This window comes from Arthrobacter sp. NicSoilC5, from assembly GCF_019977395.1.
In the GTDB taxonomy this organism is placed as follows: Bacteria; Actinomycetota; Actinomycetes; order Actinomycetales; family Micrococcaceae; genus Arthrobacter.
Map to the genome: position 1 here is coordinate 3,248,261 of NZ_AP024660.1, position 21,614 is coordinate 3,269,874.

Here is a 21,614-nt window from a genome sequence, read left to right on the forward strand (position 1 = left end):
AATCCTCCGTTCACTTTGGACAGCCCATCCCGTTACCTGCGGCCCTTAACTTTCTTGAAGGTACAAAACGTACGCATCGCGCAGCAGGGTTCTCCGTCCCTGTCCCGCACCTGAATAACCCTGGAAGGGGTACATCTAGTGAAGGCACTCCGCTTCGGCCGCCACGCGGCTATCGCTGTTATCGCAGCCGGCGCACTCGCGCTCTCCGCCTGCGGTTCAGACAACGCCACGGGCACCGCCCCTGCCGGCTCCCAGTCCGCCGGCGGCACCAAGGTGACCGGTACGCTGACTGGCATCGGTTCCTCCGCCCAGGGCGCCGCCATGGACGCCTGGAAGACGAACTTCGCCTCCGCCAACTCCGGCGCCAGCGTGCAGTACTCCCCGGACGGCTCCGGCGCAGGCCGCAAGGCCATCCTGGACGGCTCGGCACAGTTCGCCGGCTCGGACGCCTACCTGAAGGATGAGGAATACGCCTCGTCCAAGTCCGTCTGCGGCCCCGAGGGCGCCATCAACGTCCCCGTCTACATCTCCCCGATCGCCGTGGCCTTCAACGTTCCCGGCGTCACCGACCTGAAGCTGGACGCCACCACCGTGGCCAAGATCTTCCGTGGCCAGATCGCCAAGTGGAACGACCCCGCCATCGCCGCCCTGAACGCCGGCGTCTCGCTGCCCGACCTGAAGGTCACCCCGGTGAACCGCTCCGACGACTCGGGCACCACGCAGAACTTCACTGACTACCTGGCCGCCGCCGCCTCCGACGTCTGGACCGACAAGGCCGCCGGTGTGTGGCCCGCCAGCCTCCAGGGCGAAAACGCCAAGGGCACCTCCGGCGTGGTCAAGACCGTCACGGACACCCCCGGTGCCGTGACCTACGCCGACGACTCCGCCGTCAGCGGCAAGCTGGGCGTTGCCCAGATCAAGGTGGGCGACTCCTTCACCAAGATCTCCGCCGATGCTGCTGCCAAGGCAGTGGACGCCGGCAAGCCCGTCGAGGGCCGCGCCGCCAACGATCTCTCCATCAAGCTGGACCGCAAGACCACCATCGCGGGCGCCTACCCGATCGTCCTGGTGTCCTTCCACGTCCTGTGCACCACCTACGACAAGCAGGAGACCGTTGACCTGGTCAAGGCCTTCGAGCACTACGTAGTTTCCGCAGAGGGCCAGAAGGCCGCAGCAGAGTCGGCCAAGTCCGCCCCGCTGTCCTCGGACCTCGCAGCCAAGGCCGCCAAGGCCATCGACTCGATCAAGGTCAAGTCCTAGCCAACGCTGTAAAACCGGGTTCCCCGCCTGCCGGACGGCAGTGCGGGGAACTTGGCTTTGCACCGCATCCTTAATCCAGCTACGAATCGAAGGGCCGTCGAATGACCGCCACCTCCCTGACCAGTACCCAGGGCGCCGGGCGCGCCGGGGACAAAGTCTTCTCCGGCGCCACGCTGGCAGCCGGGTGCCTGATCCTCGCCGTCCTTTTCGGCGTCGCGCTTTTCCTGGTAGTCCAGGCAATCCCCGCGCTGACCGCGCCCGCAGACAAGATCCAGGGCGGCCAGGGCTTCTTCGCCTACATCTGGCCCATCGTGATCGGCACGCTCATCGCCGCTGCCATTGCGCTGGTGATCGCCACACCTGTCGCCATCGGCGTGGCGCTGTTCATCTCCCACTTCGCACCCCGCCGCCTGGCGTCCGGCCTCGGCTACGTGGTGGACCTGCTCGCCGCCATCCCCTCCGTTGTCTACGGCGCCTGGGGTGCCGCTTTCCTTGCCAAGGAGATCGCGCCGGCGTACGGCTGGCTCGCAACCAACATGGGCTGGCTCCCCATTTTCCAGGGCCCGGCCTCCACCACCGGCAAGACCATCCTCACCGCCGGGATCGTCCTGGCGGTCATGGTCCTGCCCATCATCACCTCGCTGTCCCGCGAGATCTTCCTGCAGACCCCCAAGCTGCATGAGGAAGCTGCGCTGGCACTCGGTGCCACCCGCTGGGAAATGATCAAGATGGCCGTGCTGCCCTTCGCCCGCCCCGGCATCATCAGCGCCATCATGCTGGGCCTGGGCCGCGCCCTGGGTGAGACCATGGCCGTTGCCCTGGTGCTCTCCTCCGGTGCCCTGACCGCCAGCCTGATCCAGTCCGGCAACCAGACCATCGCCGCCGAGATCGCCCTGAACTTCCCCGAAGCCAGCGGCCTCAAGGTCAGCACCCTGATCGCCGCCGGCCTGGTGCTGTTCGTCATCACCCTGGCCGTGAACATGATCGCGCGCTGGGTCATCACCCGGCACAAAGAATTCTCGGGAGCCAACTAAATGACCTCCACGCTTACCCCCGTCCGCAGCAAGCGGTCGGCGCTCACCAAGGGCCAGCTGCCCAAGTACGCACCCTACGCGGTGCTCGGTGGAGCCCTGATCGTCGGCGCTGCCATCCTTGCCCTGATCGGCTTCAACCCGTTCGGCTGGGGCCTGGTCTCCGCGATCCTGTTCGCTGTGGGCCTGGTGTCCTGGAGCGCCGCGGTGGAAGGCTCCCGCAAGGCAAAGGACAAGCTGGCCACCTGCCTGGTGGTCGGCTCGTTCCTGGTGGCGCTGCTGCCCCTGGTTTCGGTGATCTGGACCGTGCTGATCAACGGCATCCCCGGCCTCATCGACCCCGGCTTCCTCACCACCTCCATGAACGGCGTTACGGGCGCGTTCGACAACAAGGCCGTGGAAAGCGGAGGCCCGGTGATGGGCGGCATCTACCACGCCCTCCTGGGCACCGTGCAGATCACGCTGCTGGCCACCGTAATCTCCGTTCCCGTGGGGCTGCTCACGGCCATTTACCTGGTGGAGTATGGCAACGACGGCCGCCTGGCCAAGGCCATCACGTTCTTTGTGGACGTCATGACCGGCATCCCCTCCATCGTGGCCGGCCTGTTCGCTGCCGCGTTCTTCTTCGTGGTGGTGGGCCCGGGCACCAAGACCGGTGCGGTGGCCGCCGTCGCGCTTTCCGTGCTGATGATCCCCGTGGTGGTCCGCTCCAGCGAGGAAATGCTCAAGATCGTCCCCAACGAGCTCCGCGAGGCCGCCTACGCCCTGGGCGTCCGCAAGTGGCGGACCATCCTCAAGGTGGTTATCCCGACGGCGATCTCCGGCATCGCGTCCGGCGTCACCCTGGCGATCGCCAGGGTCATCGGCGAGACGGCGCCCATTTTGGTCACCGCCGGCTTTGCCACCAGCATCAACTCCAACGTGTTCGGCGGCTGGATGGCCTCGCTGCCCACGTTCATCTACACCCAGATCCTCAATCCCACCTCGCCGTCCAACCCGGACCCGTCCTCCCAGCGGGCCTGGGGTGCGGCCCTGGTCCTGATCATCCTGGTGATGGTCCTGAACCTGGTGGCACGCCTGATCGCCAGGATCTTCGCCCCCAAAACCGGCCGGTAACCAGGCCCTCCTTCCGCCATACCGCGGCGGATCCTAGACTTCAATCCATACCCAGTAAGTGAAGGAACACCATGTCTAAGCGCATCGACGTCAAGGACCTGAACGTGTACTACGGCGACTTCCTCGCCGTTGAGGACGTCAGCATCAACATCGAGGCCAAGTCCGTGACCGCGTTCATCGGCCCCTCCGGCTGCGGAAAGTCCACCTTCCTCCGCACCCTGAACCGCATGCACGAGGTCATCCCCGGCGCGCGCGTTGAGGGCGAGGTCCTGCTGGACGGCGACAACCTTTACGGCCCCGGCGTGGACCCCGTAACCGTGCGCTCGCAGATCGGCATGGTCTTCCAGCGGCCCAACCCGTTCCCCACGATGTCCATCCGGGACAACGTTCTGGCGGGCGTGAAGCTGAACAACAAGAAGATCTCCAAGGGCGAGGCAGATGTCCTGGTGGAACGCTCCCTCAAGGGCGCCAACCTCTGGAACGAGGTCAAGGACCGGCTGGAGAAGCCCGGTTCCGGCCTCTCGGGCGGCCAGCAGCAGCGCCTCTGCATCGCCCGCGCCATTGCCGTGGAGCCGCAGGTGATCCTCATGGATGAGCCCTGTTCCGCCCTGGACCCGATTTCCACCCTGGCCATTGAGGACCTCATCAACGAGCTCAAGGACCAGTACACCGTGGTGATCGTTACCCACAACATGCAGCAGGCCGCGCGCGTATCCGACAAGACCGCCTTCTTCAACATTGCAGGCACCGGCAAGCCGGGCAAGCTGATCGAGTACGGCGACACCCACACCATCTTCAGCAACCCCGTACAGAAGGCCACGGAAGACTACGTCTCCGGACGCTTCGGGTAAGCCGCTGTTCCCGTTGGCGATCTACTGACGCGTTTAGTACGCTAATCGAGATACTTTCGGAACTAGTAGTAAGCCCGCTTAAGGAGTTTTGCCATGACGCAGACGGCCAGTGAACCCCTGGGCCCCCAGCTTACTGTTTCCGTACCCGGGGTGGACGCAGTCCAGGACGCTGTCGAACCGGCGCAGGCTTTCGCGGCTGCGGCGGGACTGGCGGGACCCCTGGCTGCCGGTCCGCTGGCGCCGGAGCTCGAACCGCACCTCGCCCTGGCCGCGGCCGGCGTTGAGGAAGCCATCGAGGAAGAGGACGTCCTGGCCGAGGTCTGGCGCACCAGCTCACGCCTCGAAAGCATGCAGTGGGAACTGGACACGGCCCAGGAGTCCCTGCGGCAGGCTGTCCGCAAGGCCTCCGCTGCCGGAGTGGCGGACGGCGAACTGTGCACCGCCGCCAACCTCACCCCGGAGGAGCTCTCCACCGTCCTGATGGCCGCCGCCGTCGTCAGCCCTGTGGCCCTGGAGCTCTAGCAAACCCGCAAAGCACGCCGTGCCCAACGATGGCCCGGTTCGATGCGCAGGGACGGCTCCTGCACATCGAGCCGGGCCATCATTGCGCCTGCCCGCCATTGCGCCTGCCCGTCACAGTGCAGCGCGCGGTAAGAGTGCGCGGTGCCTATTCCGGGACCTCCAGCTGGAACCCGCAGTGGCAGCGCAGGACCCGGGTGGGCAGGGATACGGCGTTGAGCCCGCTGCCTGACCTGTTGCTGCGGTAGCAGAGCCGCTCAACTTCGAACTCCGCCTCCTCCATGGGGAAGCCGCAGTGGATGTAGTCGTCGCCGAAGAGGACCACCTGGGCCATCCAGCGGACCTGGTTCAGTGCGGCCGCGACGTCGGTGGCGTAGGCCGTGTGTTCCTGGAACAGGTCGCAGTCGTTGCAGGTGTAGGACACTGTGACCAGGTCCCCGCCGGCAGCGCCGATGGCAGTGATGGCGTGGATGGTCAGCTGGTGCTCGGTTCCGCAGGCCTCGCACTGGGGTTGCCGGGGCTGTGGAAGGTGGCGCCGGGAATAGGAGTGGGACATGGCGCGCCTGCTCTTTTCCGCGTTGTGCATCCAAGCCGCCGGGTGGCTGCAGCGGCACCTGGTCCGCAGCCCTGCACACGGCGCGGACGCCGGTCCCCGGCACCGTTGACCGGGGGCGCACTCTCGAATCTACGTCACGGCGGATTCCCTGTACAGGGCAGCGCCGCCCCCGGGTGGGCCTGCCTAGACGGAAATGGGGGAGAGGGCCAGCGCAAGCACGAAGCCCAGGGCGCACGTCGCCAGCGGGGTCAGCCCCCAGAGCCACAGGATCCGGATGACCAGTTTCCGGTTGGTGACCGAAAAGTGCTGGTTTTCCCCGGCGCCGAGGGCCCCTGCCGTGACGGTGTGGGTAGTGGAAAGCGGCCAGTGCAGCCCGATGGCCCCCACGAAGAGCATCAGCGCGCTGAAGGTCTGGGCCACGGAACCACGAAGAGGATCGATCCTGGTGATCTTGTATCCAATGGTGTGGGAGATCCGCCATCCCCCGAAGAGCGTCCCGGCGGTCATCATCACCGCGGACAGCGCCGCAACCCAGGTGGGGATCCCGCCGTCGGAATAGCCTCCTGCCAGCAGGGCCAGCAGCAGTACCGCGCTGACGCGCTGCCCGTCCTGCAGGCCGTGGCCAAAGGCCACCGCGCCGGCTGCAACAGCCTGGCCCCGGCGGAAGCGCTGGTTCACCACGTTGGGCTGGGTGTAGCGGGCCACCCATGTGGCCGGATACACCAGGAGGAAGGAGCCGCTGTAGGCCACGAGCGGGGACAGCACCAGCGGCAGGACCACCTGGAACAGGAGCGACTGGTCCACGCCTGCCACTCCCGGGCCTCCGATCGCCAGGCTGGCGAGGCCTGCGCCGGCGAGCCCGCCCACCAGGGCGTGGGTGGAGGAGGCGGGGATGCCGCGCCACCACATCAGCACGCCCCAGGCGCAGGCGCTGGCCAGGCCCGCCACCAGGATGGCCAGGCCGTCGGTGCCGGACGGAAGGTTGATCCAGGTCCGGCTGACGGCGACGGCGAGCAGGGCGCTCAGGAGGGCGCCGACAAAGTTGAAGAACGCGGCGAGGAGCACGCCGACGCTGGGGGTGAGGGCCCGGTTGCGCACGGCCAGGGCCACCGAGGTGGACGCGTCGCGGAAACCGTTCAGGAAGGCAAACGCCGCGGCCAGCAGGACCACCGCGCCGAAGATGACTGCGGTCACGTCAGGATTCCTTGACGATGATGCTGCCTACCTGGGTGGCCACCCGCCGCATGTCCTTGGTGACCTCCACCAGCTGGTTGGCGATGTCCCGGTTGCGGGAGTACTGGGCCCACTTCATGTCCGCGATCATGTCCGCCACCCAGACGCGGTGGGTCCGTTCTGCCCGTTTGGCGAGGCGCAGGATCTCGATCCAGTAGTCCTCGAGGTCATCCAGGTCATTGAGCCTGCGCATGGCGTCAACGGTCAGTTCGGCCTGCCTGCTGATGATCTCCAGCTGGTCTGCGGCGCGCTTCGGGAGGCGGTCCAGCCGGTAGAGGGCCACCAGCTCTGCCGCGGCGTCCATCTTTTCCATGGCTTCGTTGAGGTACCGGGAGAGGGCGTACATGTCCTCGCGGGGCAGGGGATTCACAAAGCTGGTGCGCATGTGCGTCAGCAGCGCGAAATGCAGTTCGGCGGACTTGGCCTCGATGTTGTGCATGTCCTCAACGAGCTTGCCGTGCTCGTCCGCGGGTACGCCAAGGATCTCGGCCAGGGTGGCGGTGGCCAGCACGATCTGTTGTGCCATCTGTGAGAGCAGGTTCAGCCCTGCGGGCTCCTGTGGAAAAAGGCGCAGCTTCACGTGTTTACCGGTCTCCAGGACGTATCAAGGCGGGGGTTGCTGCCGCGTGACTTGACGGCGGCGCGCAACTGACGCTTACTCTACCGGCCCGTAACTGCACCCTCTGAATCGGCCACCTGGAAGAGGGCAGAAAAATGGTGCCGAACCGGATACGCCTCTCGGCGGTAGGCCGCTCTAGGCGGCTAATTGTTGAAGCCCGGGGGTTTCGCGGCTCGGCACCGGTTTCAGTCTTCTACTTCACCCGGCCCAAGTCAATCTTGACAGCGGGGGCTTGGTTCGTCCCGGAAATCCGGTCCGCCGGGGGAAAAGACGCCTCAGTCCAGTTCGCCCAGGCGCCACGCGTTGGCCGCGTGTTCAAGGTCCTCGGCGGTCTTGACCAGCTGGTGGGAGTTGCGGGTCAGTTTGCTGGCGTGGGCCTCGTTGGCATGCTCGGCGCCGTCGGCGAGGGTGGCCTGGCCGAGCGCCACCACGCGGCAGAAGGCGGCGGAACGTTCCAGCGCGACGTCGAAATCGCCGTCGAACGCGCCGGAAAGGATGGCGTCCGCCATGGTGCGCATTTCGTCGGCGCCGGGCGGCTCAGCCGCGCCGGCCACCACGTTGGATACCTGGGCGGTGTCCCTGCCCGCGCGGAAGTAGACGCTGATGCGTTCGGGGTCCTGGACGGTGGCGGCACGCAGTGCGTAGAGCCGCCAGAGGGCGCCGGGAAGGGAGCGGGCAGGGCTCTCCGCCCACATCTCGGCGATGGCGTCCAGGCCCTGTTCGTCCGCGAGCTTCACCAGGCGTTCGGTGATCACCGGATCGTCGCTGTCGCGGCCATGGCGGACCAGGGCCTGCGCGGCAAGGTGGGCAGCCTCTGATACCCGGGCGGGATCGGCACCGCCTGCGAAGGGCTCGAAATCCATCGGAGCGAAGGGCTTGGGCTTATGGTGCCGGTTGCTGCCGCCGTACGGAGTTGTTCCTGCTTGCTCGCTCATGCCCCCCACGCTACTCCTGTGCCACAGCGGAAATCGAGCGTCCGCGGGGCTTGTCCGGTGACGGCGGCAGGGGCCCGGACCGCGGGGTGAAAACGTACGACGGCGGCGCCCGGGGCGTGTGCGAAGTGTCCGGAACCATGGGTTAGAGTATTAACGTCCAGAAATGGATTGGGCCGTACGGGCAAAACACAGCGTGTTTGGCCGGCGGCAGGGGCCTTTAGCTCAGTTGGTAGAGCATCGGACTTTTAATCCGTGGGTCGTGGGTTCGAGCCCCACAGGGCCCACCCATCAAGACCACGAGGGTCCGCCGCGAACGTGCAGGCGGGCCCCATGCTTTTAAGCAGCCACGGTCAGGCAGCCACAACAGCCCCGTTCCGCGGCAGTCCGCCCGCGAAAGAGACGGGAACCGCGGAAGCCTGTCCAGGGTCTGCCGAGTCCATGGCCTGCACGTGCACGTGCGGTTCCGTGCTGTTGCCCGAGTTGCCGCACAGTCCCACCGGCTCCCCGCAACCCACCATCTGGCCCGGCTGGACGCAGACGCTCCCGCGTTTGAGATGGCACAGCGCGATGAACACCCCGCCGGACTCGATGATCACGTGGTTGCCGGCCAAGCCCAGCCACCCCTCCCGCACGCGCCGGGCCTGGGTTGCGGCATAACCGATCGAAGGAAAACCGCGGAAAGCTGCGTGGTCAGGTTCCCCGTCATGGGCGGCGCACACCACGCCGGACGCCGGCGCCGTCACAGTCCTGCCGAACCCTGCGAAGCGTTCCGGCGGCTCGGGCCGGAACAGGGAGGCCAGGGTGAGCGGTGCCGACTGCCCGCTGGCATCCACCGGCGTGAAATCGATGGCGAAGCTCGTGGCAAAGAGCCGCGTCCCGTGGCTGGGGACCCGGTCCGCCGGTGAGTTCTGCACCAGCCAGGTGCCCGTGAAGGGATAGGCCAGGTCAACCGGGCCTGCCGGATTCACGGTTCAGCCGGCGGGATCGTACTGGAAGGCGCGCAGCTCCTGCGGGCAGCGGCAGGCCACCGCGATCTTCGCAGCCCACTGCACCGCGGCGTCGTATGCGGGCAGTTCCAGCACCGTGTAGCCGCCCTCGATCTGCGCGCTCTGGGGGTAGGTGCCCGCACGTACCGATCCGTCGCCGCTGACGGGCGGGACACTCTCGTCAATGCCGCCCCCGAAAACCCATACTCCGGCGTCTTTGGCCTCCTGGACCACGGCGTGGGCGGCGTCCGCTACTTCCTGCAGGCCGCCGTCGGGGATGTCCATGGCGCCGCTGGGAAACGAGATCAGGTACTTGGTCATTCCGCCGGCTCCTTCTTCGCAAACGGTGGATCACCCTTATCCTTCCCATTGGTCAGCTGCCGCGCAAGGATTCAGCCGCACTCTTCACGGGCGCCCAAGCCCGCGGCACCAGCGGGCGCAACACGGGGAGCTGCGGAGGCGGCAGCAGGCACAATAGGCACATGGTAAAAACCAGCAAGGGCCGGATGCCGCGCCTGGAAGACGTGGCCAAGGTGGCCGGCGTCTCCCACCAGACCGTCTCCCGCGTGGTGAACAACCACCCCAACGTGAGCAAGGCGACCCGGGAAAAGGTGGAGGCAGCCATTGCCGAGCTGGGGTACCGCCGCAACACCGCGGCCCGGAGCCTGGTCACGCGGCGCTCGCAGACCATCGGCGTGCTGGCCAGTGAACTCTCCCAGTACGGGCCCGCCAACACCCTGCTGGGGGTGGAACATGCGGCCCGCAACGCCGGCTACTTTGTCAGCATCGCGGCGTTGCGGGAAGTGAGCAGGGACGCCATCGCCGACGCGGTGGGCCACTTCATGGACCAGGCCGTGGACGGGATTGCGGTACTGGTCCCGCACGCGGACACCCTGGCCGTGCTGGAGCAGCTGAACCTTCCGGTGCCCGTGGTGGCCGTGGGCTCCGCCGGCAGCGCCTCCGTCAGCGGGGCCATGGTGGACCAGCGCGCGGGCGCCAGGCTCGCCGTCGAACATCTGGTCAAGGAGGGCCACCTGCGGATCGGGCATATCGCCGGCCCTCCCGACTGGACGGACGGTGCCGAGCGCGCGGAGGGCTGGCGCGCGGTGCTTCGGGAGGCAGGGCTGGACGAATCACTCATGGTGGAAGGGGACTGGAGTGCGGGGAGCGGCTATGCAATCGGCCGCCGGCTGGCGTCCGGACTCACGGCCACGGCCATCTTTGTGGGGAACGACCAGATGGCCCTGGGCCTCCTGCGCGCGTTCACCGAGGCGGGCGTCAGGGTGCCCGACGACGTCTCCGTGGTGGGCTTCGACGACCAGCCCGAAGCGGGCTACTTCACGCCGCCGCTGACAACCGTACGCCAGGACTTCGAGGAACTGGGGCGCCGCTGCATGGACATCATGCTCGCTGAAATTGAGTCAGGTGCCGCGGTGAGCTCCACGGTGGTGCCGCCGCAGCTTGTCCTCCGCGCCAGCACCGCCGCCCCGGCGTCCGGTTAGAGGCTCACGGGGTGCCTGGAGGGGCGGCCTAAACCCCGACGGAAGAAAAGTTAAAAAATCTCCATGAATCTGCATCCAAATCCGGGCCTGCGCCGGTAGTAGGGGTGTCAGCAAAAACGCCCGGCAGCCGGGCCGTTCAAGGAGATGGACATGCGCAACACAATCTTTACCGCAGGTGCCGGGGCGGCAGTCATTGCAGCCGCAATCGCCCTGGCCGGCCCCGCCAACGCAGCAGAGGGAGACGCCCAGCTCTCAGTGCTGCACGGCGTTCCCGGACTCACCGTGGACGTCTGGGTCAACGGCGACCGGACGCTGGACGATTTCACCCCGGGAACCCTCGCCGGTCCGCTGGCCCTTCCCGCGGGCACCTACGAAATTGCCATCACGGCAGCCGACGCACCCGACGCGTCCGCCCCCGCCATCGGTCCCGTCAGCGTCACCCTGGCCGCCAACGGAAACTACACAGCAGCCGCCCACCTCGGCGCAGACGGCAAGCCCACGGCAAGCCTGTTCACCAATGACGTCTCCCGGATCGAGGCCGGCAAGGGCAAACTGACCGTCCGGCATGCCGCCGCCGCACCCGCCGTCGATGTCCTGGCCGGCGGCACCGCCGTCGTCACCAACCTGGCCAACCCGAACGAACAAACCCTGACCCTCGATCCCGGCACGGTCCCGGCCGCAGTTGCCGCCGCCGGCACCACCACCCCCGTGATCGGCCCGGCGGACGTCACGGTGGCCGAAGGGACGCACACCATTGTCTACGCCTGGGGCAGCCTGGCGGACCAGAACCTGAAGCTGGCCGTTCAGACCATCGAGGGCCTGCACACCGCTCCGGCCTCGGTGCCCGGCGCCCTTGACGGTTCCGCAAAGACCGGCGGGGCGGGTCCCGCAGTTGCCACCGCCGGGTTCGGCCTGGCAGCGCTGGCCCTGCTGGCCGGGGCGGTGGGCGTAGGCCGCGCCGTCCGCGCCCGGCGGGCCGAACTGTAGCCGCCCGGCTGCAGGACCATCAGTGCAGGGGCCCGTCCGCACACCCGCGGTCGGGCCCCTGCGCGGGCCCCCTTTGTTCCCCAACCGATGTCTTCTTTGGAAGGAGGCCAGTCATGAACGCACTTACGACGCCGGAAGGCCGGTCCCGCAGTCGGCCTGCCTCAAGGGGTGCGGCAGCAGCGCTGGTGGCTGGAGTGCTGGTTCTCTCCGGCTGCGGTTCCGCCGGCCCGTCCAATTCCGGGCAGGCACCGCCGGCTTCCCTGCTGCCGCAGGCGACCGCCCCTTCCAGCGCCGCCGCCTCCACCCCAAACCCTTCCAGTCCTGGCAGCACGCGGCCGGGGGGCATCCCGCTCCGGCCAGCCACCCTGCCGGTGAACGCTCCAGCCCCGGTACCCACGTCGCTCACCGTGGCCGGCACGGCCATTGATATGCCGGTGGTGCCCGGGGGAGTGTCCACCGCAGCAGCGATGGAGATCCCGGACGTGTTCGACCGTGCCGCCTGGTACAGGTTCGGCCCCGCCCCCGGGGCGGCCGAAGGCGCCGCCGTCATCGCCGGACATATCGACACCACCTCGGACCGCGCGCCCTTCTCCGCCCTGAAGTCGCTCCCGGCGGGAACCATTATCCGCGTGGGAAGGGACGGCGCCCCCTCCCTCAGCTACCGGGTGGTGGGCGTGGAGCTGATGGCCAAGGACAGGTTCGACGGCGCGTCCCTTTTCAGGCGGTCAGGGCCCCATGAACTCAAGCTGGTCACCTGCGGCGGCAAATGGCTGGACGAGCGGATGGACTACAGCGACAATGTGATTGTCACCGCAGTCCCTGCCTGAACCGGTCCCCGCATGAACCAGTTCCTGCACAGCCGGTGGCCAGCCATGTATCTCGTCGCCGAAGCCGGGAGGGAGCCGCCCGTGACCCTCCCCGGCCGCGCGTCCCCTGGATGGGATGACGGGCTCACCGACTCTTTCCTGTCCGGCGATGAGCGCGCACTGGCGGCGGCCTACCGCGAGTTCGCGCCGCTGGTGCATACGCTGGCCCTCCGCTCCCTCGCGGACCGCGCGGCGGCGGACGACGTGACCCAGGAGGTCTTCATTCGGGTGTGGCGCTCCCGGAGCACCTTCAACCCGCAGGTTGCCCGGCTCCCGGCGTGGATTGTTGGCATCACGCGCAATGCCATCGCGGATGCCCAGCAGTCCTCGGCCCGCGAAGCGCGCAAAGCTTACGCTGCCGCGGGCGCCGGCCTGGCCGGGGACGCGGGGGCAGGAACGGAGGCCGCGGAAACGCTGGCGGACCGGCTGCTCCTGGACGGTGAACTGGAAAGGCTGGGTGAGCCCCAGGGGTCCATCATGAAGCTTGCCTTCTACGAGGACCTGACGCACGAACAGATTTCGCGGAAACTGGACCTTCCCCTTGGTACCGTCAAGAGCCACATCCGCCGCAGCCTGACGCACCTGAGAAGCAGATTGGAGGTAGACCATGCCGCATCTTGATCCGGAACAGTTGAGCCTCCTGGCGCTGTACGACGACTGGGACGACCCGGGCGGCCGGGAGCACCTCCTGGCCTGCCCGCAGTGCGCCGCCGACTACGCCGCCCTGCGGCGGGCGGTGGACGCGGTGAAGACGACGCCGGACACCAGCCTGCTCTCCGTGCCCGGGCCCCAGGTCTGGGCCGGAATCCACCGCGAACTGGGCTTGGGCGATTACGTCCGGGAGGACCCGCTTGCGGCGGGGGTGCCGGCGGAACCCGGGCCTGTGGAAGACGTTTCAGGGGAACGCGGGGCTGAACGTCGCGGGGCTGACGGAGGTGCCGCAGCTCCCGCCGGCACGCCCGCACCCGGGGACATTCCGACGTCGAACGTTGTCTCTCTCGGTGACAAAACAAGCGGCAGCCGGACAAGGCGAACCCCGACAGGGGGTGCCGGAACGGACAGTGCCCGGACGAGGGGCGCGTGGCAGCGACCCGGAACGTGGCTGGCAACGGCGGCAGCTGCTGTCCTGGTGGTTTTCGGCGCCGTCTGGGCCTTCAACCGCCCGCCCCAGCCCCAGGAGCTGGCGGCAACCCAGCTGACCCCGCTGCCGCAGCACTCCGCGGCGGGATCGGCCAAAGTGGTGGAGGCCAAGGATGGTTCCCGCAGCCTGGAGGTCAGCCTGGACAAGGATGAAGCCAAGGGTTACCAGGAGGTGTGGCTGATCGCGCCGGACCTTTCCAAGCTGGTCAGCCTGGGCGTCATGAACTCCACATCAGGAACGTTCCCGGTGCCTGCCGGACTTGACCTGTCCCAGTACCCGGTGGTGGATGTATCGGACGAGCCCATGGACGGCAACCCGGCCCACTCCACCATCAGTATTGCCCGGGGCACCCTCACATCCTGATTCGGGCCCGCGGGCGCACCCGCCAACCAGGCTGGACCGGCAGCGGGTCAGCGGCCGAAGTGTGAGTGCGGAGCACCTTCCGGAAGCCGCTCCAGGATGTCCTCGGCCACCTTGCGCACCTTGATGTTCCGGTGGCTTGACGCCTTGGCGAGGATGGCGAACGCCTCCTGGTAGGAGCACCTGTTCTGGGCCATTATCACGCCGCAGGCCACATTGATGGACGTGCGGCTGTCCAGGGCCGAGCGGAGGTCCGTGGCCAGCGACCGCGCAGTGTGCAGGTTGATGGCCATCTGCAGGCTTTTGGTTGCCAGCATCGCGAAGGTACGTGCCTCCGCGATGACCTGGAGCGGGAAGGCCTTCGAGTCCTGGGCGAAGAAGGCGAGGGCGGCCCTTGACTGGCCGAGTTCGCTGTTGCCGGGGATCCCGTCGTCGGCGGGAAGTTCTGCGTCCAGGCGGAGCCTGACCGCGAGGGCGCTGCCGAAGCCGGCCGCCTGCAGTTGGCTGGAATAGTGGCGCCAGCGGAAGTCCCCGTTCCTTTGGAGGACGGCCACGGGGTGGCCGCCTGCCATGACGTCGGTCACCGGTCCTTCGGCCGTTTCCCGTTCCCACTCCAGCAGGGTGACTACCTCGTCGGTGGTGCCGGTGACGGCGGGACCGCGTTTGGGCTGGTGAAGCACCAGGCCGCAGCCGACGTCGATGCCGGCGGTCCTGACCACGTGCGCGGCCGATGCCGCCACCAGCAGGTCCAGGGAGTCTGCCAGGGTCCGGGCGCCATTGACCAGGTCCAGCAGGAGAGCCGTGTTCTGTGGGTTTGCGTGCTCATGGCTGCCCTCCCCGGGCAGCGGTGTATTGCCCCTCCGGGAGAGCGGACGGGCAAGAGGGCCGGCGACGGCTGGGGGAGAGTCCTTGGTCTCGAAGGACTCCTCGTCGCCGGCCCCGCCTATCACCCGGGTCCGATGGACCGGGAAGCCTGCGCGGCCTATGTGTGGTGAACGATGCATTGCCGGTCTCACACCCCCCTAGTGAGCCAAGTACCGAGAGCCTGAAGGTCTTGTCTCTGTGAAAAAACCTAATGGGCCTCCGGTCCCCGGTGAATGCGTAGCTGGTACCTGTTTTTTCGATTAGGTAGTACTTGGAGGTTCCGGGTCCTGCGCTGTTTGGAGCGTCGCCGCAGGTGGGCGCGCCGCGGGGTCCTCCGGCCCCGGCTGGAACCTCGCGGCGGCGCCGCAGGCCAAACCCTTGACTCCCGGAGCGGGGCAACAAACAATATCTTCTATAACGTTGTAAAAACTACCCGAGGATATCCCTGTGACCCAGCCACAACCAGCCGCAGCCAAAATCACCATCGATCCGTCGTTCACCGTGGGCCCCGTCCGCCGTCGAACCTTTGGCGCGTTCGTTGAGCACCTGGGCCGGTGCGTCTACACCGGGATCTTCGAACCCGGACACCCGGACGCCGATGAGGACGGCTTCCGCAAGGACGTCCTGGAACTGACCCGTGAACTTGGCGTTTCCACCGTGCGCTACCCCGGCGGCAACTTCGTCTCCGGCTACCGCTGGGAGGACGGCGTGGGCCCGGTGGACCAGCGTCCCGCGCGCCTGGACCTGGCCTGGCACTCAACCGACCCCAATACCGTGGGCGTAGACGAGTTCGCCAGGTGGTCGGCCAAGGCGGGCGTGGAACCCATGATGGCCGTCAACCTGGGCACCCGCGGCGTGCAGGAGGCACTGGACCTCGTGGAGTACTGCAACATCGACGGCGGGACCGCCCTCTCCGAGCAACGCCGCAGCAACGGGGCAGGCAACGGCTACGGCATCAAGATGTGGTGCCTGGGCAACGAAATGGACGGCCCCTGGCAGATCGGCCACAAGAACGCCCTGGAGTACGGCCGGCTCGCGGCGGACACAGCCCGCGCGATGCGCATGATCGACCCGGACCTGGAACTCGTGGCCTGCGGCAGCTCCGGGCCCAGCATGCCCACCTTTGGGGAGTGGGAGCGCGTGGTCCTGGCGGAAACCTACGACCTGGTGGACCTGATCTCGGCGCACCAGTACTTCGAGGACTTCGGCGACCTGCAGGAACACCTGGCTGCCGGGCACAAGATGGAGGCCTTCATCCGCGACATCGTGAGCCACATCGACCACGTGAAGTCAGTCAAGAAGTCCAGCAGGCAGGTGAACATCTCCTTCGACGAGTGGAACGTCTGGCACATGAGCCGTGACGAGTCCAAGGTGCCCACAGGCAAGGACTGGCCAGTGGCCCCCGTCCTGCTGGAGGACACCTACACAGTGGCGGACGCCGTAGTGGTGGGGGACCTCCTGGTCACGCTGCTCCGGAACACCGACCGCGTCCACTCGGCAAGCCTGGCGCAGCTGGTGAACGTCATCGCACCCATCATGACCGAACCCGGAGGCCGGTCCTGGAAGCAGACCACCTTCCACCCCTTCGCCCTGACCTCCCGGCACGCCTCCGGCACGGTGCTGCAGCTCGCCGTCGAATCCCCCTTGGTCAACGGCGGCACCACGACCGGCTTCGCGGCACTGTCCGCCGTCGCCACCTACGACCCGGACAAGGGTGAGGCCACAGTGTTCGCAGTGAACCGATCGGCCGCCGATGCCCTCGCACTGGATGCTGCCGTGGCAGGCCTGGGCGATGTCCGGGTGGTGGAGGCCGTCACCTACGCCAACAAGGACCCCTACTGGCAGGCCAGCGCCGACGATTCCACCTCCGTCCTGCCCTCGGAAAACGGCACGGTGAAGGTGGAAGGCGGCCGGCTCACCGCTGAGCTTCCGGCCGTGTCCTGGTCCATGATCCGGCTGGCCGTGGAGTCCTGACCCGGCGAAATTTCCCTGGGGGCGTGCTTATGACGACGGCGGTCCGCAGGTGGGAGGATGGACGGCATGGAACTGCACATCACGGGTGATCCCGTCGCGGACAAGTTGTTGAGTGAGGACGATTTTGCCCTCCTGACCGGCATGCTGCTGGACCAGCAGGTAACGATGGAATCCGCGTTCGCCGGGCCGGAAAAGATCCGGACCCGGATCGGGTCGCTCAAGCCCGGGGCCATTGCGGCGCATGATCCTGCGGCGTTCGTGGAGATGTTCAAGGAACGGCCCGCCGTCCACCGTTTTCCGGGCTCCATGGCTGCGCGCGTGCAGGCGCTCGCCGAGGCGGTCCAGAACGAGTGGGACGGTGACGCCGCCGCCATCTGGACCAAAGGCTCGCCGGACGGTGCCGAGGTGCTGCGGCGGCTCAAAGCGCTGCCCGGTTTCGGGGAGCAAAAGGCGAAGATCTTCCTTGCCTTGCTGGGCAAGCAGCGGGGCCTGGAGGCTCCGGGCTGGCGCGAAGCGGCAGGACACTACGGTGAGGATGGCGCCTACCTGTCGGTGGCCGACATCGTGGACCCGGAATCCCTGGTCAAGGTGCGGGCCAGCAAGCAGGCTGCCAAGGCGGCGGCAAAGGCAGGAAAAGAACGTTAATGGCAGTCACCATGAACGACGTCGCGAGGGCGGCAGGCGTCTCCCTCAAAACCGTTTCGAACGTCCTGAACGACTATGAATTCATCCGTCCCGCCACCAAGCAACGGGTGCAGGATGCCATCGCGGAGCTGGGCTACGAGGCCAACCTCACCGCCCGCAGCCTGCGGTCCGGCAAGACGTCCATGCTGGGCCTGGTCCTGTCCGACCTTTCCGCCCCCTACTATGCCGAGCTGGCGTCCAGGCTGATGAAGGCTGCCGCCCGGCACGGGTACCGGGTGATGGTGGAGCAGTCCGACGCCGAAGCCTCCGCTGAACTTGGCGCCCTCCAGGGGACCTTCCGGCAGCTCACCGACGGCCTCCTGTTCACGCCGCTGGTGGTGGACGCGGATGCTATTGCCGCGCGGGCGGGCAAAAAACCGGTGGTGATGCTCGGCGAGCACATCGTGGATCCCCGGTTCGATCTGGTGACCATGAAGAATGAGGAAGCCGCGGCTGCGCTGACCAGGCATCTGCTGGCCGGCGGCCGCCGTCGTATCGCCGTGGTGGGAGCGAACGCGGGGGAGTCCGCCGGGACTGCGGGCCTGCGCCTGAACGGGTACCGGAGTGCGCTGGCGGAAGCAGGCATCCCCTTCGACGCCGCGCTCGTGGCACCGGCTGAATGGCGGCGCGATACGGGTGCTGCCGCCGTCGCCGGCCTGCTGGATAAGGGCGTGGAGTTCGACGCCGTCTTCGGGCTGAATGACGTACTGGCGCTGGGGGCCATGCACGAGCTGCTGATCCGCGGCGTCAAGGTGCCGCAGGACGTGGCGGTGGCCGGTTTTGACGACATCGACGAGGCGCGGTTCGCGTCCCCCTCCCTGACCACCGTCTCGCCGGGCATGGATGAGATCGCGGAGCGGTCCATCCATCTGCTGCTGGAGCGGATCGCCGGCAGGGAGCCCTCGGAACAGGGCGTGCACGTGGAAGCCGGGTTCGAACTGAAGGTCAGGGAATCCGCACCCTAGGGTTTCGCCGCGCTCCACGCGGGTAACTTTTCCTCACCACCCGGCCCACCGGTTCAACGAGGAAAGGTGCCCACATGATTGCCCTCCTGGTCATCGACATGCAGAACGCATTCTTCGAAACGCCCGAACTGGCGGCCCAGCAGGACCGGGTGGTGAGTGAGTGCAACCGGCTGCTGGAAGGGTTCAAGGCCGCCGGGCACGCCGCGCTCCTGGTCGGCACCGAACACGAGCGGGACAAGTCCACCTGGACCCTCAGCATGCTGGACGATGACCAGGGCTTCATCTTCCGCGGGAGCGGGCAGGCCCAGTCGGTGCCCGGCCTCATCAGGAAGGATCTGCCCCAGTTGAACAAGACCAGGGACAGCGCCTTCGTGGGAACCAACCTGCTGGCGCGGCTGCGGAACTGGGACGCCGGCGAGGTGGTGCTCGCCGGCGTCTCCACGCACAACTGCATCGCCCAGACCGCAGCCGACGCATTCGCGCACAACATCCGGGTCACCTACGCCAAGGACGCGATGGCCTCCGAAGCCGACCAGGACGCTGCCGACATGCTCCGCATCCTCTCCGCCACTTACCGGCAGCCCATCCAGTCCAGCGACGAGATCCTTGCCCGGCTCAGCGGGGCAAACTAGCCTTCCCACCGTTGGGGCATATCCCCAGCTTTTGTTGATACTCCTGAAACCTGGCGGAAACGTGACCCGCTTACGCTGGCAGCACGCCGCAGGCCGTCGAAGGGAACCCCATGCATCTTATGCCGCGTGAGCAGGAGAAACTCCTGATCGTGGTGGCCGCCGACCTGGCCCGCCGAAGGCAGTCCCGCGGCCTCAAGCTCAACTACCCCGAGGCCGTGGCCATCATCAGCTATGAACTGATCGAAGGCGCCCGCGACGGCAGGAGCGTGGCCGACCTCATGAGCTACGGCACCACCCTGCTCACCCGGGCGGACGTGATGGAAGGCGTGCCGGAGATGATCCACGACGTCCAGATCGAGGCCACCTTCCCGGACGGCACCAAGCTGGTCACCGTCCACAACCCCATCCGTTAAGGAGCGCGGCAATGATTCCAGGCGAGTACGTCCTCCGGCCGGAGCCCGTGACCGCGAATGCGGGCCGTAAGGCCATCGAGGTGGCCGTGACCAACACGGGCGACCGGCCCGTCCAGGTGGGGTCGCATTTCCATTTTGCCGAGGCCAACGCGGCCCTGGCCTTCGACCGCGAAGCAGCTTACGGCCGGCGCCTGGACATCCCCGCGGGAACGGCAGCCAGGTTCGAGCCGGGGGATTCGCGGAGCGTGAGGCTTATTGAACTGGCCGGGACCCGGGAGGTCTACGGGCTCAGCAACGCGGTCAATGGAAGGCTCGACGGCGGCACGCGCCAAAGCGGGCCCCTTACGGAAGGGGAAGGCGAGTGAGCTTCGAGATTCCGCGCCGGCAGTACGCGGACCTTTACGGCCCGACCACCGGGGACAAGATCCGCCTGGCGGACACCGAGCTCTTCCTCGAAATCGAAAAAGACCTCACCGTGTACGGCGAGGAAGTGGTGTTCGGCGGCGGCAAGGTGATCCGCGACGGCATGGGGCAGAACGGCCAGGCAACCCGTGATGAGGACATTCCGGACACCGTCATCACCAACGCCGTGATCCTGGACCACACAGGGATCTACAAGGCAGACGTGGCGCTGAAGGACGGCCACATCTTCCGGATCGGCAAGGCCGGCAACCCACAGATCACCGACGGCGTGGACATCGTGATCGGCTCCAGCACGGAAATCATCGCGGGCGAGCGGAAAATCCTCACCGCCGGCGGCATCGACACCCACATCCACTTCATCTCCCCGGACCAGATCCCCACCGCCCTGGCCAGCGGCGTAACCACGATGATCGGCGGCGGCACCGGCCCCGCCGAAGGCACCAAAGCCACCACCGTGACGCCCGGAAAGTGGCACATCCAGCGGATGCTGCAGGCCGCCGAGGCGTTCCCCATGAACATCGGCCTGTTCGGCAAAGGCCACGCGTCCGCCGTCGAACCCCTCGCCGAGCAGATCCGTGCCGGTGCCATCGGGCTCAAGGTCCACGAAGACTGGGGAGCCACCACCTCCTCCATCGACACATCGCTCACCGTGGCTGACGAGTACGACGTCCAGGTGGCCATCCACACCGACACCCTGAACGAGTGCGGGTTCGTGGAGGACACCATCCGCGCCATCGCCGGCCGGGTCATCCACACTTTCCACACCGAAGGCGCCGGCGGCGGCCACGCTCCGGACATCATCAAGATTGCAGGCCTGCCCAACGTCCTGCCGGCCTCCACCAACCCCACACTGCCGTACACGCGCAACACCATCGAAGAGCACCTGGACATGCTGATGGTCTGCCACCACCTCAACCCGGACATTCCCGAGGACGTGGCCTTCGCCGATTCCCGCATCCGCGCCGAGACCATCGCCGCCGAGGACGTCCTACAGGACCTGGGCATCTTCTCCATCACCTCCTCCGACTCCCAGGCCATGGGCCGGGTAGGCGAGGTGATCACCCGCACCTGGCAGGTGGCGGACAAGATGAAGAAGCAGCGCGGGGCGTTGGAAGATGCCGACGGCGGGACGCACGGCAGCGCGGACAGCGACAACTTCCGGCTCAAGCGCTACGTGGCCAAGTACACCGTCAACCCCGCCATCGCACAGGGCATCGCCGATTCCGTAGGGTCAGTGGAAGTGGGCAAGTTCGCGGACCTGGTGCTGTGGGACCCGGCGTTCTTCGGCGTCAAACCGGAACTGGTGCTCAAGGGCGGCCAGATCGCCTACGCACTGATGGGCGACTCCAACGGGTCCATCCCCACCCCGCAGCCCCGGACCATGCGTCCCATGTTCGCCACCTTCGGCAAGGCTGTGCAGCAGTCCTCCATCACCTTCCTGTCCAAGGCGGCGATCGACGCCGGGGTGCCCCGGGAACTGGGCCTGGAAAAGGTCATCCGCCCCGTCTCCGGAATCCGCAACCTCACCAAAGCCGACCTCAAATACAACGACGCCACGCCCGACATCCAGGTGGACCCGGAAACCTACCAGGTGACGGTGGACGGCGAGGACGTCACCTGCGAACCGTCCGACGTGCTGCCCATGGCCCAGCGGTACTTCCTCTTCTAGAACCGCGAATTCCAAACCCCCGAAAGCA

General features: G+C 67.2%; 24 protein-coding genes and 1 tRNA gene. 18 read left to right on the plus strand and 7 right to left on the minus strand.

Annotation, left to right across the window (positions count from 1 at the left end; translation table 11 throughout):
• The first annotated feature begins 138 nt into the window (after window positions 1–138).
• The 5 genes from pstS (at window position 139) to LDO22_RS15235 (ending at window position 4,780) form a co-directional block, all read left to right on the plus strand.
• Window positions 139–1,260, plus strand: coding sequence for a phosphate ABC transporter substrate-binding protein PstS (pstS, locus tag LDO22_RS15215; RefSeq protein WP_159634252.1), 1,122 nt, complete (start codon window positions 139–141; stop codon window positions 1,258–1,260).
• Between the two features lie 101 nt (window positions 1,261–1,361).
• Window positions 1,362–2,294, plus strand: coding sequence for a phosphate ABC transporter permease subunit PstC (gene pstC, locus LDO22_RS15220; protein ID WP_224024282.1), 933 nt, complete (start codon window positions 1,362–1,364; stop codon window positions 2,292–2,294).
• Window positions 2,295–3,407, plus strand: a complete 1,113-nt coding sequence (gene pstA / locus LDO22_RS15225; protein WP_159634246.1) for a phosphate ABC transporter permease PstA — start codon at window positions 2,295–2,297, stop codon at window positions 3,405–3,407.
• Window positions 3,408–3,478: 71 nt separating this feature from the next.
• Complete coding sequence (gene pstB, locus LDO22_RS15230) at window positions 3,479–4,258, plus strand: phosphate ABC transporter ATP-binding protein PstB (RefSeq protein ID WP_018763202.1); 780 nt, start codon at window positions 3,479–3,481, stop codon at window positions 4,256–4,258.
• 93 nt (window positions 4,259–4,351) lie between these two features.
• Entirely contained in the window at window positions 4,352–4,780 is a 429-nt protein-coding gene (locus tag LDO22_RS15235; RefSeq protein WP_224024285.1) for a hypothetical protein, read from the plus strand.
• 145 nt (window positions 4,781–4,925) lie between these two features.
• On the opposite strand, the gene LDO22_RS15240 is transcribed toward LDO22_RS15235, so the two are convergent.
• From LDO22_RS15240 to LDO22_RS15255, 4 genes are all read right to left on the minus strand, one after another.
• The gene (locus tag LDO22_RS15240) at window positions 4,926–5,333 is read right to left on the minus strand and encodes a hypothetical protein (protein ID WP_224024287.1); all 408 of its coding nucleotides are present in this window, start codon (window positions 5,331–5,333) and stop codon (window positions 4,926–4,928) included.
• Window positions 5,334–5,516: 183 nt separating this feature from the next.
• Window positions 5,517–6,527, minus strand: a complete 1,011-nt coding sequence (locus LDO22_RS15245; protein WP_224024288.1) for an inorganic phosphate transporter — start codon at window positions 6,525–6,527, stop codon at window positions 5,517–5,519.
• Between the two features lies 1 nt (window position 6,528).
• Window positions 6,529–7,146: a nuclease PIN gene (locus LDO22_RS15250; protein WP_159634237.1), complete on the minus strand. Its 618-nt coding sequence runs from the start codon at window positions 7,144–7,146 to the stop codon at window positions 6,529–6,531.
• A gap of 314 nt (window positions 7,147–7,460) precedes the next feature.
• The gene (locus LDO22_RS15255) at window positions 7,461–8,120 is read right to left on the minus strand and encodes a hypothetical protein (protein WP_159634234.1); all 660 of its coding nucleotides are present in this window, start codon (window positions 8,118–8,120) and stop codon (window positions 7,461–7,463) included.
• A 211-nt stretch (window positions 8,121–8,331) separates the two neighbouring features.
• On the opposite strand from LDO22_RS15255, the gene LDO22_RS15260 reads away from it, so the two are divergent.
• Window positions 8,332–8,404 (plus strand) — tRNA-Lys (locus tag LDO22_RS15260).
• A gap of 66 nt (window positions 8,405–8,470) precedes the next feature.
• On the opposite strand, the gene LDO22_RS15265 is transcribed toward LDO22_RS15260, so the two are convergent.
• Together LDO22_RS15265 and LDO22_RS15270 are read right to left on the minus strand one after the other, a co-directional pair.
• Window positions 8,471–9,088 (minus strand): M23 family metallopeptidase, encoded by a 618-nt coding sequence (locus LDO22_RS15265; RefSeq protein ID WP_224024290.1) that lies wholly within the window; start codon window positions 9,086–9,088, stop codon window positions 8,471–8,473.
• A 3-nt stretch (window positions 9,089–9,091) separates the two neighbouring features.
• On the minus strand, window positions 9,092–9,427 hold the full coding sequence (locus LDO22_RS15270) for a transcription initiation protein (protein WP_224024292.1): 336 nt from the start codon (window positions 9,425–9,427) through the stop codon (window positions 9,092–9,094).
• Window positions 9,428–9,588: 161 nt separating this feature from the next.
• Between LDO22_RS15270 and LDO22_RS15275 the strand changes: the two genes are divergently transcribed.
• The 5 genes from LDO22_RS15275 to LDO22_RS15295 all read left to right on the plus strand — a co-directional run bounded on the left by LDO22_RS15275 (window position 9,589) and on the right by LDO22_RS15295 (window position 13,965).
• Window positions 9,589–10,608 (plus strand): LacI family DNA-binding transcriptional regulator, encoded by a 1,020-nt coding sequence (locus LDO22_RS15275; protein ID WP_224024294.1) that lies wholly within the window; start codon window positions 9,589–9,591, stop codon window positions 10,606–10,608.
• Window positions 10,609–10,758: 150 nt separating this feature from the next.
• The gene (locus LDO22_RS15280; RefSeq protein WP_159634222.1) at window positions 10,759–11,595 is read left to right on the plus strand and encodes a DUF4397 domain-containing protein; all 837 of its coding nucleotides are present in this window, start codon (window positions 10,759–10,761) and stop codon (window positions 11,593–11,595) included.
• 113 nt (window positions 11,596–11,708) lie between these two features.
• Window positions 11,709–12,422: a class F sortase gene (locus LDO22_RS15285; RefSeq protein WP_224024296.1), complete on the plus strand. Its 714-nt coding sequence runs from the start codon at window positions 11,709–11,711 to the stop codon at window positions 12,420–12,422.
• Window positions 12,423–12,503: 81 nt separating this feature from the next.
• Window positions 12,504–13,082 carry a sigma-70 family RNA polymerase sigma factor gene (locus tag LDO22_RS15290; RefSeq protein ID WP_224024298.1) on the plus strand — a complete coding sequence of 193 codons (579 nt, stop codon included), beginning with the start codon at window positions 12,504–12,506 and terminating at the stop codon, window positions 13,080–13,082.
• Complete coding sequence (locus LDO22_RS15295; protein ID WP_224024300.1) at window positions 13,069–13,965, plus strand: anti-sigma factor; 897 nt, start codon at window positions 13,069–13,071, stop codon at window positions 13,963–13,965. The genes LDO22_RS15290 and LDO22_RS15295 overlap by 14 nt, the downstream gene beginning before the upstream one ends.
• A 47-nt stretch (window positions 13,966–14,012) precedes the next feature.
• Here LDO22_RS15295 and LDO22_RS15300 read toward each other — a convergent pair whose 3' ends face one another.
• A complete protein-coding gene (locus LDO22_RS15300; RefSeq protein ID WP_224024302.1) occupies window positions 14,013–14,912 on the minus strand; it encodes an ANTAR domain-containing protein in 900 nt (299 codons plus the stop codon).
• Between the two features lie 361 nt (window positions 14,913–15,273).
• Here LDO22_RS15300 and LDO22_RS15305 point away from each other — a divergent pair, with 361 nt between their 5' ends.
• The 7 genes from LDO22_RS15305 (at window position 15,274) to ureC (ending at window position 21,586) form a co-directional block, all read left to right on the plus strand.
• A complete protein-coding gene (locus LDO22_RS15305) occupies window positions 15,274–16,800 on the plus strand; it encodes an alpha-N-arabinofuranosidase (RefSeq protein WP_224024304.1) in 1,527 nt (508 codons plus the stop codon).
• A 57-nt stretch (window positions 16,801–16,857) separates the two neighbouring features.
• Window positions 16,858–17,445, plus strand: a complete 588-nt coding sequence (locus tag LDO22_RS15310) for an HhH-GPD-type base excision DNA repair protein (RefSeq protein WP_224024306.1) — start codon at window positions 16,858–16,860, stop codon at window positions 17,443–17,445.
• Window positions 17,445–18,449, plus strand: a complete 1,005-nt coding sequence (locus LDO22_RS15315; protein ID WP_224024308.1) for a LacI family DNA-binding transcriptional regulator — start codon at window positions 17,445–17,447, stop codon at window positions 18,447–18,449. The genes LDO22_RS15310 and LDO22_RS15315 overlap by 1 nt, the downstream gene beginning before the upstream one ends.
• A gap of 74 nt (window positions 18,450–18,523) precedes the next feature.
• A complete protein-coding gene (locus LDO22_RS15320; RefSeq protein ID WP_159634200.1) occupies window positions 18,524–19,081 on the plus strand; it encodes an isochorismatase family cysteine hydrolase in 558 nt (185 codons plus the stop codon).
• 110 nt (window positions 19,082–19,191) lie between these two features.
• Window positions 19,192–19,494 carry an urease subunit gamma gene (locus LDO22_RS15325; protein WP_224024310.1) on the plus strand — a complete coding sequence of 101 codons (303 nt, stop codon included), beginning with the start codon at window positions 19,192–19,194 and terminating at the stop codon, window positions 19,492–19,494.
• Window positions 19,495–19,505: 11 nt separating this feature from the next.
• On the plus strand, window positions 19,506–19,859 hold the full coding sequence (locus LDO22_RS15330; protein WP_224024311.1) for an urease subunit beta: 354 nt from the start codon (window positions 19,506–19,508) through the stop codon (window positions 19,857–19,859).
• Entirely contained in the window at window positions 19,856–21,586 is a 1,731-nt protein-coding gene (gene ureC / locus LDO22_RS15335; protein WP_224024313.1) for an urease subunit alpha, read from the plus strand. The genes LDO22_RS15330 and ureC overlap by 4 nt, the downstream gene beginning before the upstream one ends.
• Window positions 21,587–21,614 lie beyond the last annotated feature (28 nt).

Coding starts and splice junctions, on each gene's coding strand:
- pstC (WP_224024282.1), top strand. CDS start 1,362: ATGACCGCCACCTCCCTGACCAGTACCCAGGGCGCCGGGCGCGCCGGG.
- pstA (WP_159634246.1), top strand. CDS start 2,295: ATGACCTCCACGCTTACCCCCGTCCGCAGCAAGCGGTCGGCGCTCACC.
- pstB (WP_018763202.1), top strand. CDS start 3,479: ATGTCTAAGCGCATCGACGTCAAGGACCTGAACGTGTACTACGGCGAC.
- LDO22_RS15235 (WP_224024285.1), top strand. CDS start 4,352: ATGACGCAGACGGCCAGTGAACCCCTGGGCCCCCAGCTTACTGTTTCC.
- LDO22_RS15240 (WP_224024287.1), bottom strand. CDS start 5,333: ATGTCCCACTCCTATTCCCGGCGCCACCTTCCACAGCCCCGGCAACCC.
- LDO22_RS15255 (WP_159634234.1), bottom strand. CDS start 8,120: ATGAGCGAGCAAGCAGGAACAACTCCGTACGGCGGCAGCAACCGGCAC.
- LDO22_RS15270 (WP_224024292.1), bottom strand. CDS start 9,427: ATGACCAAGTACCTGATCTCGTTTCCCAGCGGCGCCATGGACATCCCC.
- LDO22_RS15275 (WP_224024294.1), top strand. CDS start 9,589: ATGGTAAAAACCAGCAAGGGCCGGATGCCGCGCCTGGAAGACGTGGCC.
- LDO22_RS15280 (WP_159634222.1), top strand. CDS start 10,759: ATGCGCAACACAATCTTTACCGCAGGTGCCGGGGCGGCAGTCATTGCA.
- LDO22_RS15285 (WP_224024296.1), top strand. CDS start 11,709: ATGAACGCACTTACGACGCCGGAAGGCCGGTCCCGCAGTCGGCCTGCC.
- LDO22_RS15295 (WP_224024300.1), top strand. CDS start 13,069: ATGCCGCATCTTGATCCGGAACAGTTGAGCCTCCTGGCGCTGTACGAC.
- LDO22_RS15310 (WP_224024306.1), top strand. CDS start 16,858: ATGGACGGCATGGAACTGCACATCACGGGTGATCCCGTCGCGGACAAG.
- LDO22_RS15315 (WP_224024308.1), top strand. CDS start 17,445: ATGGCAGTCACCATGAACGACGTCGCGAGGGCGGCAGGCGTCTCCCTC.
- LDO22_RS15320 (WP_159634200.1), top strand. CDS start 18,524: ATGATTGCCCTCCTGGTCATCGACATGCAGAACGCATTCTTCGAAACG.
- LDO22_RS15325 (WP_224024310.1), top strand. CDS start 19,192: ATGCATCTTATGCCGCGTGAGCAGGAGAAACTCCTGATCGTGGTGGCC.
- LDO22_RS15330 (WP_224024311.1), top strand. CDS start 19,506: ATGATTCCAGGCGAGTACGTCCTCCGGCCGGAGCCCGTGACCGCGAAT.